At 56.5% G+C, this 14,196-nt stretch carries 8 protein-coding genes; 1 reads left to right on the plus strand and 7 read right to left on the minus strand.

Annotated elements, in window-relative coordinates; genetic code table 11:
* Positions 1-160: 160 nt before the first annotated feature.
* Positions 161-2,083 carry a PrkA family serine protein kinase gene (locus tag Mag101_RS02025; protein ID WP_077400079.1) on the minus strand — a complete coding sequence of 641 codons (1,923 nt, stop codon included), beginning with the start codon at positions 2,081-2,083 and terminating at the stop codon, positions 161-163.
* 407 nt (positions 2,084-2,490) lie between these two features.
* Between Mag101_RS02025 and galE the strand changes: the two genes are divergently transcribed.
* Positions 2,491-3,516, plus strand: coding sequence for a UDP-glucose 4-epimerase GalE (gene galE / locus Mag101_RS02030; protein ID WP_077400082.1), 1,026 nt, complete (start codon positions 2,491-2,493; stop codon positions 3,514-3,516).
* A gap of 102 nt (positions 3,517-3,618) precedes the next feature.
* On the opposite strand, the gene pulA is transcribed toward galE, so the two are convergent.
* The 6 genes from pulA to Mag101_RS02060 all read right to left on the minus strand — a co-directional run bounded on the left by pulA (position 3,619) and on the right by Mag101_RS02060 (position 14,092).
* Positions 3,619-7,080 carry a pullulanase-type alpha-1,6-glucosidase gene (gene pulA / locus Mag101_RS02035; protein ID WP_232325099.1) on the minus strand — a complete coding sequence of 1,154 codons (3,462 nt, stop codon included), beginning with the start codon at positions 7,078-7,080 and terminating at the stop codon, positions 3,619-3,621.
* Between the two features lie 311 nt (positions 7,081-7,391).
* Positions 7,392-8,216 carry a symmetrical bis(5'-nucleosyl)-tetraphosphatase gene (locus tag Mag101_RS02040; protein ID WP_077400085.1) on the minus strand — a complete coding sequence of 275 codons (825 nt, stop codon included), beginning with the start codon at positions 8,214-8,216 and terminating at the stop codon, positions 7,392-7,394.
* Positions 8,217-8,228: 12 nt separating this feature from the next.
* Positions 8,229-9,047 carry a 16S rRNA (adenine(1518)-N(6)/adenine(1519)-N(6))-dimethyltransferase RsmA gene (gene rsmA, locus Mag101_RS02045; RefSeq protein WP_077400087.1) on the minus strand — a complete coding sequence of 273 codons (819 nt, stop codon included), beginning with the start codon at positions 9,045-9,047 and terminating at the stop codon, positions 8,229-8,231.
* 63 nt (positions 9,048-9,110) lie between these two features.
* Positions 9,111-10,115, minus strand: coding sequence for a 4-hydroxythreonine-4-phosphate dehydrogenase PdxA (gene pdxA / locus Mag101_RS02050; protein ID WP_077400091.1), 1,005 nt, complete (start codon positions 10,113-10,115; stop codon positions 9,111-9,113).
* Positions 10,116-10,121: 6 nt separating this feature from the next.
* A complete protein-coding gene (locus Mag101_RS02055) occupies positions 10,122-11,486 on the minus strand; it encodes a peptidylprolyl isomerase (RefSeq protein ID WP_077400094.1) in 1,365 nt (454 codons plus the stop codon).
* Positions 11,486-14,092 carry an LPS-assembly protein LptD gene (locus Mag101_RS02060; protein ID WP_198040054.1) on the minus strand — a complete coding sequence of 869 codons (2,607 nt, stop codon included), beginning with the start codon at positions 14,090-14,092 and terminating at the stop codon, positions 11,486-11,488. The genes Mag101_RS02055 and Mag101_RS02060 overlap by 1 nt, the downstream gene beginning before the upstream one ends.
* Between the last annotated feature and the right edge of the window lie 104 nt (positions 14,093-14,196).

The raw sequence follows: 14,196 nt of genomic DNA on the forward strand, positions 1-14,196 counted from the left end.
GGGTTGTCTGAAGGCCCTGGCACCGGTGGAGCTCCTCGAGACTGTCCGTCGGAGGGGCCCGACGGACAAGTCCCCAGGAATGGGGTCACGACGTGTCTCGGAGAGCTCCACCGGTGGCAGGGCCGCCACCGTCGGGCTTCAAGACACAAACCTCGATCAATTACTGAGACTTGCGCACCCGCAGATACCACTCGGAGAGCAGTCGAACCTGCTTCTCGGTATAGCCGCGTTCCACCATCCGTGCGACAAAGTCGGCATGTTTCTTCTGGTCGTCCGCAGACGCCTTGGTGTTGAATGAAATAACCGGCAGCAGGTCTTCGGTATTCGAAAACATTTTCTTCTCGATCACTGCTTTCAGTTTCTCGTAGGATCTCCAGTCTGGATTCTTGCCCTGGTTGCCCGCGCGGGCGCGCAGGACAAAATTGACGATCTCGTTGCGGAAATCTTTGGGGTTGGAAATACCCGCGGGTTTCTCGGTTTTTTCCAACTCCTCATTCAGCGCCGCGCGGTCGAGAATTTCACCAGTCTCGGGATCGCGATATTCCTGATCCTGGATCCAGAAGTCGGCGTAAGTCACATAGCGGTCGAACAGGTTCTGGCCGTATTCCGCATAGGATTCCAGATATGCCGTCTGGATTTCCTTGCCAATAAAGTCCACATAACGCGGTGCCAGGTATTCCTTGATAAAGCCCAGGTAATTTTCCTGAATCTCCGGTGGGAACTGTTCCTGCTCAATCTGCTGCTCCAGCACATACAGCAGGTGCACCGGGTTGGCGGCGACTTCTGTCGCGTCGAAGTTGAACACCTTGGACAGGATTTTGAATGCGAAGCGGGTAGAGAGGCCGTTCATGCCCTCATCCACACCGGAATTGTCGCGGTATTCTTGAATGGTCTTCGCCTTGGGGTCTGTATCTTTCAGGTTTTCGCCGTCATAGACCCGCATCTTGGAAAACACACTGGAGTTTTCTGGATTCTTGATGCGTGACAGTACTGAGAACTGTGCCAGCATACGCAGAGTATCGGGCGCACACGGAGCTTTCGACAGCGAGCTGTTTTCCAGTAGCTTGTCGTAAATCCGGATTTCTTCCTGCACGCGCAGGCAATAGGGCACCTTGACGATATAGATACGGTCGAGGAACGCCTCGTTGTTGCGGTTGTTGCGGAATGATTGCCACTCGGATTCGTTGGAGTGTGCCAGGATCACCCCGTTAAACGGAATCGCCCCCAGCCCTTCGGTGCTGTTGTAGTTGCCTTCCTGGGTTGCGGTCAGTAGGGGGTGCAGCACCTTGATCGGCGCCTTGAACATTTCCACAAACTCCATCAACCCCTGGTTCGACCGGCATAGGCTGCCGGAGAAGCTGTAGGCATCAGGGTCGTTCTGCGGGAAATCTTCCAGCTTGCGGATGTCCACCTTGCCCACCAGCGCGGAAATATCCTGGTTGTTCTCGTCACCCGGCTCGGTTTTCGCGATCGCCTGCTGGTCCAGAATCGAGGGGCGGATTTTGACCACCTTGAACTTGGTGATATCGCCGTTGTACTCATGCAAGCGCTTCACTGCCCAGGGCGACATGATGGTATTGACGTAACGGCGTGGGATGCCGTAGTCCTCTTCCAGAATCTGACCGTCTTCCGTAGGCGAGAAGAGCGCCAGTGGCGATTCAAATACCGGGGATCCCTTGATGGCATAGATGGGGACCTGCTCCATCAGCGCCTTGAGCCGTTCGGCCAGGGATGACTTGCCACCACCCACCGGGCCTAGCAGGTAAAGAATTTGTTTTTTCTCTTCCAGCCCTTGGGCCGCGTGGCGGAAGAAGGACACGATCTGCTCGATCGCTTCTTCCATGCCATAGAATTCGCCGAACGCCTTGTAGCGCTTAATGACTTTGTTAGAGAAAATACGCGAGAGTCGTGGGTCGCGGGAGGTGTCCACCAGCTCGGCTTCGCCGATGGCCATCAGCATGCGTTCCGCCGGCGATGCGTAGGCACTGCGGTCGTTCTTACACAGTTCCAGGTATTCCTGGATGGTGAGTTCTTCCTCCTGAATCGATTCGTAGCGTTCCAGGTAGTGATTGAATATCGACATGGTTTACGACTCCCTGTAGCGTACCGCGTCAGTAACCGGCCTCCTGCCGTGGAGTGCCAACTGCGCTGCAGCGTGTGATGACCGCGAATACATCCCGCAAAATAGCTCCGGTGAGGCTGGAAGAGCGGGAACGCTATCGTTATTACCTATTGAGTGCGCGACGGTGCTGCTGTCGCAACAGGGGGCCTGCTATCAGGTCCCGCACTTTCAGGATAGTCAGCGCTGTGGCCTTGAAAGGCGGATAGAGACAAGATGCGTCGATTGGCGCGTCAGTTTTGCGAAGCACATTGATGACGTAAAATCTGTCATCGGCGATCGCGTGGGACGCCACCGCGGTTGAACTTGCTCTACACCAAGCCCCTTGCTTGGGCTGGGTCGAGAAGAATAAAAGAGGAATTAGGGGACAAATGAAGATTTTGGTAACCGGAGGCGCGGGGTATATCGGCAGTCACACTTGTGTGGAGCTGATTGAGGCCGGTTTTGAGCCTGTTGTGGTGGACAACTTGTATAACAGCAGTGAGGAGGCCCTGCAGCGTGTCGAGGCGATTACCGGTCGCTCGGTACCGCTTCACAAGGTGGATATCACCGATGCCGAGGCGCTGCGAGGTGTCTTCGCACAGTACCAGATTCAAGCGGTAATTCACTTTGCCGGGCTCAAGGCGGTTGGAGAATCTGTTGCCAAGCCACTGCGGTATTACCAGAACAATGTCGCCGGTACCCTCACCCTGTGTGAGGTGATGGAAGAGGCGGGCGTCCACGAGTTGATCTTCAGCTCCTCGGCCACCGTTTATGGCGACCCGGAGACGGTGCCTATTCGCGAAGATTTTCCCACTGGAGCGACCAATCCATATGGTGCCAGCAAACTGATCGTCGAGGATATGTTGCGCGATCTGTGTAAGGCACCGGGGAATCAGTGGAAAGTCACCCTGCTGCGATATTTCAATCCGATCGGCGCGCATGAAAGTGGCACCATCGGGGAAGATCCTGCGGGTATTCCGAACAACTTGCTACCTTATGTTGCTCAGGTCGCGGTTGGTCGCCTGCCGCAGTTGCAGGTTTTCGGTGATGACTATGACACGCCAGATGGCACTGGAGTGCGCGATTATATTCACGTGGTGGATTTGGCCCGCGGTCACCTGGCAGCATTGAATAAATTGAACAACGATGACACCGAGGTCGGTTGTTATACCTACAACCTGGGCACCGGCCGCGGTAGCTCGGTACTGGAAATTGTGCAGGCCTTTGCCGAAACGGCTGGTAAAGAAATACCCTATGCGATTGTTCCTCGACGCGCAGGGGATATTGCCGAGTGTTTCGCCGATCCATCGTTTGCCGAGCGCGAGCTAAAATGGAAAGCAGAGTTTGATTTGAAGCGTATGGTGGAGGATACCTGGCGCTGGCAGTCGCAGAACCCTCAGGGATATGCCAAGTAGCTTTTGACCGTAAATCGCTCCTCGCAAGGAACTGTCTAAAAGACGGCAATAAAAAACCCGGCATATAGCCGGGTTTTTTATTGCTTGATAGCGGGTCGCTAATTAGAAGAAGCGGCGACGACGCAGCAGGGCAGCGGCGAGCAGAGCAAGAAGAGCGAAACCGGTGGCGCCGCCACTGGAGTCGTTGTCCTCATCCTCACCCTGGTCATCTTCCAGCTCTTCCTCGTCTTCGGGGATAGAGCTGTCGTCCTCACGGGCCAGAGTGAACACCGCAGTGGTACGCGCCGGAACAGTGAATACACCAGCTTCTACGGTTGCATCGGCCAGAGCTTCGTCTGCAGATTCCTGCTGTACTTCGTGCAGGGCAAACGGCAATTCAACAGCAGAATCGAGGGTAAACTCCTGTGTTTCCGCGCCACCGTTAAACAGCACCAGAATCTGAGAGGTTTCTTCATCGAAGTCGCCCGCCGGATCGTTCAGGTGCATGGCGATCAAACCGGGGGTCTGTTCAGGGCCAGTGTTGGCAAAAGACACCACAGAATCAATCGCTTCCTTGGTTGGAAGGCGGAACAGCTTACTGCTGCCTCGGATCTGCAGTTGCTCTTTGAATACCGCCAGTGCAAATTCGCGATCGGACTGCTGCGGGGCAATATCCGGGTTCGCCAGCAGCGGTGCCATTAGGTCCCACTTGTCTTCGTTCTTATCGGCGATCGGCAGGCCGGCGGCCCAATTGTCGGTGGCAAGGGAGTAGTCGATAGCGTTGAACCAGTCACCGGAGTTGTAGCTGTCGCGGTCCATGGACTTGGAGCGCAGGATTTCCTGGCCCGCATGGATGAACGGAACACCCTGGGCGAACATCACCAGCGAGGTGCTGAAGTTCTGCAAGCGCACACGGTCCGCCAGGCTGGTGGAGCTGTTGGCCTTGATCTGGATGCCGTCAAACAGCGTCTCGTTGTCGTGCGCGGCTACGTAGTTGATCGACTCCTGTGGGTCGGCGGTATAGCCAGTAGCCTGACCGTTGTACTCCAGTTGGGCGCCGGTCATGATGGTGCCGTCCGAGGTTTCCAGCTCATAACCTGCGAGGTTGCCGGCAAGGGTGATACGTACCTTGTCTGCCAGGGTCAGCAGAGTAGCGCGCTCATCATCACCGCCGAATTTACCATTGCTATCGGTAAACAGGCCGGTACTGAAGCCCTGTTCCTCAAAGCCACCGAATGGGTTGCCGCCACGCGCGGAATCGCGAATACGATCGTTGAAGGTGCCGACACCTGTACCCGCCATATTGCCTTGGCGTGCTTGCACGAAGCGTGCGTCATCAACAACTTCACCAAAGTTCCAGCCTTCGCCATACAGGTATATGGACGAGCCATCTACGCCGTCTGCTTCAGTGGTGAGCGCTTCCATATCGGATGCTACGTTGAGGATGTTTTGCTTGGTGTGATGCCCCATCAGGTCAAAGCGGAATCCATCCACCTTGTAGGCGGTGGCCCAGACCTTCATGGAGTCACGCATCAGCTTCTCCATCATGGTGTGCTCACTGGCAGTATTCGCGCAGCAGCTGCTCATTTCTACAAAACCTTCACCGTTGCGGCGGTGGTAGTAGCCTGGAACGATTTTGTCGAGAATGGACTTGTCGTACTGAGCAAACGAGCTGGTGTGGTTGTACACCACGTCCATCACCACACGCAGGCCAACATCGCTCAGGGATTGCACCATCTCGCGGAATTCGATAATGCGCTGTACACCGTTGGGGTCGGTGGAGTAGCTACCTTCGGGAACAGTGAAGTGCAGCGGGTCGTAACCCCAGTTGAAGCCGTCCTCATCACGGATCGCGTTGACTGCTGCCTGCTGCTCACTGCTGTCCGCCGCGTAGACGCTGAGGTCTTCGGTAGTTTTCTGTGCGGAGCGATCTTCATTCACAGTAGCGAAATCGAACGCTGGCAACAGGTGTACATGGGTCAGGCCGGCTGCCGCCAGTTCTGCAAGGTGCAGGCTACCGCGACCGTCTTCGGCAAACGCCGCGAAGGTGCCGCGTGCTTCTTCACTCACCATGTCGTCGGCAATACTGAAATCGCGCACATGCAGTTCGTAAATGGAGATGTCTTCCGCCGCGTCGAGAGACGGTTTCATTACCGAGTCCCAACCTTCAGGCTTCAGGTCATCATCATTCAGATTGACGATCTGAGACTTGTAGGAGTTGGTGGACAGGCTCAGGGAATAGGGGTCGGAAACCCAGTTGTTTTCGATCTTCCGGGTCGCGTAGGAGTAGACTTCTACTTCGTACATGTAGAACTTGCGATCCCAGTCAATGCTGGCGGAAGCTGTCCATACACCGTTGCTTTCTACCATTTCCACATTGGTGCTCGGTGCGTACTGATCGCCACTGTCGAACAGGTGTACCTTGACGGATTTTGCGGTTGGTGCCCACAGCGCGAATTCGACGGCGTTCTCACCAACAGTCGCACCGAGAGTTCCTTCATAGGCAAAAGCGTCATCCAGCAGGCCCGGCATTTGAATACCGGTGGCATCCACAATTGCGCCTTCTGCATCAAAAATGGCTACCGCCAGCTGGCCTTTTACCAGCGCGGACAGATCCGCAGTTTCGGGCACGGTAAGGGCGGTTGAATTCGTGAGGTGAGGGAATTTGGCGAGAGCTTCTTCGGATGCGCCATTTGCACTTACTGTCAGCGCAATTTCGCTATCACCGGAAACGCCGTCAGGACCCAGAGTAAGTGCAGCGCTGTCGCTTACCACCAGCTTGGCGCTACCGCCCTCTGGCATGGTGATCGGCCACAGAATGGTGCTGGCATCTACCCAGTGTGCCTTGTCGGTGGTCAGGTCTCCGCGCGGAACGCCGTCGGTGCTGACTACGACTTTTTTGGTGTTGCTGTCGAACGCGAAATAGATTTCTTTGCCGGCTTCTGCAGTAAAGGCAATGTTGTTGCCGTTGTCACCGTAGCTTTCGTCCCAGCCCTCATTGAGCGCGGCTTTCATCTGGTAATCACCAGCCGGGATCGCATCGGTAATGAATGTGTAAATACCGTCGCCGTCTACGTCTTGCAGTAATGTTTGCAAGCACTGCGGTTGCCAGTTATCCGGGCAGCCCAGTGCGCTTTGGAAATCACCGGCGGCAGTCACGATGGTGTGTCTGACGTTATCGGCAATCCAGTTGGTCTCGTGATCGTAGATAAATTTTACTGATTGCTCGGCAGCAATACTCAGTGGAATGTTGCCACCGCCTGCGTCTGCGTTCGCTCCATAGTTTTCATCCCAGCCCCCGTTGATCGCGACTTTGTATTCGTAGTCGCCCGCTGGAAGGGTGAAGGTGCCTTGCCACAGGTCATCGTCCGCGTCATAAGTCAGCTGTGATGCTGCGCAGTCCGGCTGCCAGTTGTCACCACAACCAATAGCGGTCTGGATGGTGCCAGGAATATTGACCATGGAAAGTTCAGAGTTGGTACTCGCCTGAGCGGCACTGTGGGTGGCGGCGGCGACTGCCATGGCCAGCAGCGAACTCAATTGTACGCGGCGGGCACTCCCTCGGGAGTGTGAGGATGCTTGCATGCTCTTTGACCTTTTTTTTCTATTGTCGATTCTCTGTCAGCCGCGGCATTTTTGCGTTGCTGCTGGCTGTTTCACCATCGTTACACGAGCCCCCTCAAACCGACGGGCGACTGAAATCATGTACAAAAACGGAAGATCGATTAGAGGTCAGGTACCTGCAAACGGCATCCCACCCGAGGGGGGCGGAGAAAAAAGTAGTCAGGGGTGATCTGGTAGCTGGGAGGGGGATATAGGGTGGAGGAAGCTAGGTGCAAATTACAGTTGGGTAAAATTTGTGCGGCGGGGGCGGCTCCCGCTGATATTTCTCGTATTTATAGTGGGCAGTCGGCGCAATAAAACGACTCGTCTTCCATCTTCATCGCAGTAAGGTAGCCGCCCCAAACGCAGCCGGTGTCGAGCGCGTATACATTTTTGGTGTTGGCTTCGCCTTCCAGTGCCGCCCAGTGGCCAAAAATAATCCGATCGTTTTTTGTCTTGCGGTTCTTGAAGCTGAACCACGGATGGTAGTCGTGGTGTGCGGCCAGCGGCCCCTGTTTTGTGACCAGATCCAAAGTCCCGTCTTCTTTGCAAAAGCGCATACGTGTGAAGTAGTTGGTAATTGAGCGCAGCCGCTCGACCCCAATTAGGTGGTCACTCCACTTGTGTGGCTCATTGCCATACATCCCAAAGAAATAGGCTTCGGCCATTGCCGGATCCTGTAGCGCTTTGTGTACTTCGCCGGCGAGTTCCAGAGCCTTGCTCATACTCCAGATGGGCGGTATGCCCGCGTGCACCATAGAAAAGTATTTGCCATTTACTTTTTTATGCACCATCAGCGGCTGTTTTTGCAGCCAGCCCAGCAATGTATCCGCATCCTTGGCCCGCAGGATCTTCGCGAGGTCGTGCTCTTTATCGGTGAGGCGCTTGGCACCGTGGGCGATGGCGAGCAGATGCAGATCGTGGTTGCCGAGTACTGCGGTAACCTGGCTGCGGTGCTCGTACAGAAAGCGCAGAGTGCCGAGGCTGTCATGCCCTCGGTGCACCATGTCACCGGCCAGCCACAATTTATCCTGGTGCGGATTAAAGTCGACTTTTTTTAGTAGTCGCTGTAAGGGCTCGAAGCAGCCCTGAATATCGCCGATTGCGTAAGTAGCCAAGGTATTCCCCGTTTACTGCGCTTGGGTTTGCGGAGGTGTCAGGTTATTGCAGAAATTTGCCAACTCCACATACTCTTTTACGCTCAAGGTCTCCGGGCGGCGTCTGGTATCCACCGGCAGTTGCTCCGGGTCGAGCTCAGGGAACAGCGGTTTCAGCGCGTTGCGCAGGGTTTTACGGCGTTGCTGGAAGGCAACGCTCACAATCCGCTCTAGTAGCGCTTCGTTCTCTGCAGGGTGCGGTAGTGATTGGTGGGGCACCAGGCGCACAATAGCGGAGTCGACTTTGGGGGCCGGACGGAAAGATTGTGGTGGCACTGGAAATAGTCCCTGTACACGACAGTAATACTGCGTCATCACGCTAAGCCGGCCGAATGCTTTTACACCGGGTACCGCACTGAGGCGGTCAACCACTTCTTTCTGCAGCATAAAGTGCATGTCTTTCACCTTGCCGCGAAAGCTCAGCAGGTGGAACAGCAGAGGGGTGGAGATGTTGTAGGGCAGGTTGCCGACAATGCGCAGCTGTTCGCCTTCTTCCACCATGCTGCCGAAATCAAATTTCAGTGCATCTTTTTCAATGATGGTGAAATCTGGGTAGTCGCGGAATTTGAATTCCAGCATTGGGATCAGGTCACGATCCAGCTCCACCGCAGTTAGCGACGGACACTTGTCGATCAGTAGGGCGGTAATAGCACCTTGGCCCGGGCCAATTTCCACCAGTTTGTCGGTTTCTTTGGGGCCGATGGCGCGCACGATGCGCTCAATAATGTTTTCGTCGACAAGAAAGTTCTGGCCGAAGCGCTTGCGCGCCTTATGTTGGAAAAAGTTGTCCATGGAATCGTTCGTATGAATATGAGTTTGCGCGCCACTCTATACAGGCGCGCCTAAACAGCCGGTCTAAAAAGCCTGACGCAGCTGGGCCAGTTCGATGGCTTGGTTCAGTGCTGCAATCAGGCTGCCTGTGTCAGCGATACCCTGCCCGGCGATATTGAGGGCGGTACCGTGATCCACCGAGGTGCGGATAAACGGAAGCCCAAGGGTGATATTGATTGCGCGCCCGAATCCCTTGAATTTTAACACCGGCAGGCCCTGATCGTGGTACATGGCGAGTACCGCGTCACAGCGCGCCAGTTGTGGTGGGGTAAACAGGGTGTCGGCGGGTAGCGGCCCGATCAGGTTGATACCGAGTGAGCGCAGGGTATTCAGTGCGGGCTCAATGACATCGATTTCTTCCCGGCCCAGGTGCCCGCCTTCGCCGGCATGGGGGTTGAGGCCACATACGCCAATGCGCGGCTGTTCAATGCGGAACTGATCGCGCAGGCTCCGATGCAGGATCGTGAGTACCTGCTGCAGGGATTGCCCGGTAACCGCGGCGCTAACGTCTTTTAGTGGCAGGTGCGTTGTCGCAAGGGCTACGCGGAGGTCGTCGGCAGCGAGCATCATCACAACCTTTTCCACGCCGGCTTTTTCTGCGAAGTATTCGGTGTGCCCGCTGAAGGAAACGCCGGCCTCATTGATTACGCCCTTGTGTACTGGACCGGTTACCAACGCATCGAAAGTGCGCTGCATGCAGCCCTCGGCGGCAATGTGCAGGGTTTCCAGTACGTAGGCACCGTTGGCGGGGTTCAGCTGTCCGGGTAGAGCGGATTCCGCGAGTGTTGCCGGCACGATATGCAGGCTGCCTGGAGGTGTAGGTTCCGCCTCTCGATTACTGTCGAAGGGAATCAATTGCAAAGGCTTGCCCTGGCGGGCGGCTTCCTGCTGTAGTAGGTCCGGATCGGCGATGGCGATGATTTGCGCCCGAGCAGCGGTGGCGGGGCGATCAGAGCTGGCAATTTTTATTGCCAGCTCCGGGCCTATCCCGGCCGGTTCACCGGGGGTAAAGGCAATGCGAGGGACCATAAAGCGTTACTGGGAATCGTTGGCGCTTTCTGCGCTTTGCTCTGAGTCACCGGATTCAGAGTCCGGCAGCTTGATTTCCACATAAGCCTGGTCGCGAATTTCCTGGCGCCAGTTTTGCAGTTCTTCTTCGTAACGTCGGTTACGCAGCAGGTTGGCGGCCTGGTTGCGGATGTACTGATCTGTCATGTCCTGCTGGCGGCGCTCATCCACGCGCAGGATGTGCCAGCCGAACTGGCTGCGGAAGGGCATGCTGATCTCGCCCACCGGCGTGTTGTTCATGGCTTGGGTGAACTCTGGGACGAACTGGCCAGGTGTGGACCAGCCCAGATCGCCGCCCTGCAGCATGGTGCCGATGTCTTCGGAGTTGTCCTTGGCTGCATCTGCGAACTTCAGTTCACCGGCTTCGATCTTGGTGCGCAAATCGGTGAGCAGGTTATAGGCCGCGTCGTCATCGCGGATGGCCGAGGTTTTTACCAGGATATGGCGCACTTTGGTCTGCTCCACCACCTGCTCAGTGGCGCCACGCTGCTGATGGATTTTCAGCATGTGGAAACCGGCATCGCTGCGGAAGGGTTTGGTGGTTTCCCCTACCTTCACACCGTCCAGAGCATCCGCAAACAGGGTTGGCAGCTCAACGGGTTTGCGCCAGCCCAGATCACCGCCCTGCAGCGCGTTCTGGCCGGAGGAGTTGGAAATGGCCAGGGCGCGGAAATCCTCACCGCCGGTGGCCTTGTCATACACCGCATCGGCTTTTTCACGCGCCGCTGTGACTTCTTCGGCAGGGGCACTGGAGCTTACCGCGATCAGGATATGGCCAAGTTCATATTGGGGAGACTTCCAGAACTCCCCTTCTTTGGAGCGCAGGAAATTATTGATGTCCTGATCGGTGATCTGGATGCGGCGGCTCACGCTGCCTTGTTCCACCCGGCGAATGATTAGCTCCTGACGGATTTGCTGACGGAAGGCATTGTTGGAGATGCCGTCCGCTTCAAGCTTCTGCTGAAACTGGGCCGGAGACAGGTTCATGTTCTGCTGTACGCGCGCGATCGCCTGATCGAGCTCTTCCTCAGAGATAGTGACACCAGCTCGGGCGCCCATCTGTAGCTGCAGGCGCTCAACGATAAGTTGCTCCAGGACCTGGCGGCGCAGCACGTCGATCGGCGGCGCCTGTACATTCTGTGCGGCGATCTGCTGAGTGATGGTGTTGATGCGCTGCTGCAGTTCACTGGCCATTACCACGTCGTCGTCCACTACGGCTACTACACGGTCCAGTTGCTGTACTTGGGCCCAGGCGGGGAGCGCAATGGCGCTGGCGGCGGCTAGGGTCAGCAGGCCGCGGCGAAGAGAGGTGAACATCTGCATTATTGTCATCACTGTTTCAGTACTTCTCGTTGTTCAAAGTTGGCAATGCCCTGGGACAAAATACGGGAAACGGAACCGCCTAGGCCGGCCAGCCCCTTCAACTGCAGTTCAATATAGACACCTTCGTCGAATTTCAGCTCTTCCGGCGGTACGACGTCGGCCAGGTCATTGTCCAATTCGCGGCGCCACAGCACACGAGTGCGGTAGCAGCATGTGTCATATTCGAGTCCCGCGAGGTACTCCAGTTCCCTATCGAAGGTGAAATCGTAGTTGGCGCGGGCCAGAACCGAAAGCCGATCATTTATTGGCCAGGCCGTGGATATATCCGCTTGGCGCACCGGTCCCTGCACCAGGAAGGTATCGGTTGAGTCGAACCGCTCTTCCTTGCGCAGATAGCGGTAGCTTACGTTAAACAGGCGAAAATCGTCATCCAGATAGCGCAGGCTGACGTTGCCGCGGTTAATGGTATTGTCACTGTCGTGGTAGATCAGCTCACTGCTGATGCGCAAGTCGCCCGTGGGACGGCTCTCTAGGCGTGCGGCGAACTCGGAGCGCGGCACATCCTCGATAAATTCAGCCAGCTCGATACGGCTGTCATTAGAGTAGAAAATCTGCCCCACGCTGGCGGCAAACAGGTCGCGGCCACTGCGTGGGTCGATAAACCGGGTGGTTAGGCCGAGAGCGGCGCGGTCGGCATCGTCGATACGATCGTTGCCGTTAAAGCGGCTGTCACGGAACAGCTGGTCGTAGCTGAAGGTAAACAACGAGGTGTCGTACAGCAGATCGTTGCCGCCGTCTACTGGGCTGGTGCTGACATTCAGGAAATCTGACTGATCGGCATTAGAGCTCGCGAGCAGGAACAGACGCGGCTCCAGGGTCTGCACATACTCCCGAGAAAACAGGTTGCCATCGCGTTCGAAGAACAGGCCGCTATCAATGGAAAGTTGCGCCGCCGCAGCCTCGGGGGTGTCCATATCTGGATTTTCGAGGAAGGTATCGGACAACTCGTAGCCGAGATAGATGCCGGTTACCTGCGGGTTGAAGAAACCCCACAGCCATTGCTTGTCCCAGCCGTAGCTGTAGTCCACCCGTGAACGCCGCGCGTTCACGAAATTGCGGGTGCTGGTGGTAACACTGTCCGGATCATTGACGTCGGCAATGAACTGGATGGTCTGGGTATCCTGATGGTCAAAGCTGGTGATCTCATGGTCGAGCATCAAATACCAGTCGTTCCACTTGTAGTTACCATTCACATTGATGCGTGGCAGCTGGCTGTAGGTATCGAAGCGATCCTTGGACAGCTGCTGATATTCCTGTACGCGTACGCTGGCGTTCCAGTGCTCCAGGGTCAGGCTGGCTTCCGCCGTCTGGTTCAGGTTAGTCAGTGCTCGCGAACTCACATTGGCCGGTGCTTTGAGCTCGGCGGTGTCGAGGTCACGGAAATAGTCTGGGTCACTGACCTTGGAAAAATCGATGCGGGTGCGCCACGGTCCCCCGTTGCCGCCGACCTGGTCTAAATTCACATACCAGCGGTCTTCGCCTTTGGCGGGTAATACCAGGTCTTCGGGGAAGCCTTCATTAATCAGGCGTCGCGCGTCTTCATCGTCGCCGCCCTTGTCGTCAGGTAGGCCGGCGAGACGCGCCTCGGTGCTGAACCATTCGCTGAGATGGCGGGCTTCCAGTTCAAGGCCAGTGCCGCGGTGCTGGATATAGCGCGGGGCAATGGTGGCATCCATTTGCGGAGCGATGTTCCAGTAGTAGGGCACCGCGATGTCCCAGCCGTTGTCATCGCTATTGCTGATACTGGGGAACAGGAAGCCAGACATGCGCTCATCTCCTACCGGGAAGCGCATGTAGGGAAAATAGAATACGGGGATGTCGGCGATTTCCAGACGCACGTTACGCGCGGTGCCTTGGCGCTCAACATTGTCGATGGTGATTTCACCACCAGTCATGCGCCAAAAAACGTCGTCCGGTTCACAGCGCGTATAGTTGCCTTGCGTCAGAATCAGCTCCCCGCTTGCCTCGCGGGAGGCGAATTGCGCGGAACCGTGTACCGATTCTTCGTGGACCACATAGGTAGCGTCTTCAATAGACGCGGCTTTACTGTCCGTGTGCACCTCGGCGGCCTTGCCGCGTACCAGCATACCGGGTTCGCGCATCTCGATGGCGCCACTCAGGTAAGCGGTGCTCTCCGCGCGGTTGACGTTTACCTGATCGGCAAACAGCTGGCGGTATCCCTGGGTGATGTGGACATTGCCGCGCAGTTGTGCCGTGCCGTCTTCCAACCAGTCGGAGCTGTCGGCAGTGGCGCGCAGCGGCGCGTCTTCTGGCAGCTCTTCGGCATTAGGGTAGTCGCGTGCGGGCTCGATAAACATGCCGCCGCAGATTGGCGAGATCTGGTTGCGCAGGTAGGGTTCCAGTTGGCCCTTGGGAAACCAGTCCAGATAGAGGTACGGGTTTTCTTTGAGCTGGGCGGAAGCCGCGTCGCTCTCCGCGGCAGCAGCGAGCGGCCACAGGGCGTGGGCAGCGAGCAGGCCGAAAGCGAGGGGGCGGGGGCGTGATAATTGTCCAATGGCCAGCGCAAGGCTGCGCCAGCGGGAAGCTTCCAGCATCGAGTGATTGGTTCCAGCTATCTTTAGAGTCTGTCTTGGATTCTGGCCGTTGGCGAGAGTTGCGCGAATGGCGTCAAAAAGTACGAATCGGCGAAGTTTGAACC

Origin of the sequence: Microbulbifer agarilyticus (genome assembly GCF_001999945.1) — a bacterium.
In the GTDB taxonomy this organism is placed as follows: Bacteria; Pseudomonadota; Gammaproteobacteria; order Pseudomonadales; family Cellvibrionaceae; genus Microbulbifer; species Microbulbifer agarilyticus_A.

What these genes read in the sequence shown, in the direction of transcription:
- Mag101_RS02025 (WP_077400079.1), bottom strand. Translation starts at nt 2,083, where the DNA reads ATGTCGATATTCAATCACTACCTGGAACGCTACGAATCGATTCAGGAG.
- galE (WP_077400082.1), top strand. Translation starts at nt 2,491, where the DNA reads ATGAAGATTTTGGTAACCGGAGGCGCGGGGTATATCGGCAGTCACACT.
- rsmA (WP_077400087.1), bottom strand. Translation starts at nt 9,047, where the DNA reads ATGGACAACTTTTTCCAACATAAGGCGCGCAAGCGCTTCGGCCAGAAC.
- Mag101_RS02060 (WP_198040054.1), bottom strand. Translation starts at nt 14,092, where the DNA reads ATGCTGGAAGCTTCCCGCTGGCGCAGCCTTGCGCTGGCCATTGGACAA.
- pdxA (WP_077400091.1), bottom strand. Translation starts at nt 10,115, where the DNA reads ATGGTCCCTCGCATTGCCTTTACCCCCGGTGAACCGGCCGGGATAGGC.
- Mag101_RS02055 (WP_077400094.1), bottom strand. Translation starts at nt 11,486, where the DNA reads ATGACAATAATGCAGATGTTCACCTCTCTTCGCCGCGGCCTGCTGACC.
- pulA (WP_232325099.1), bottom strand. Translation starts at nt 7,080, where the DNA reads ATGCAAGCATCCTCACACTCCCGAGGGAGTGCCCGCCGCGTACAATTG.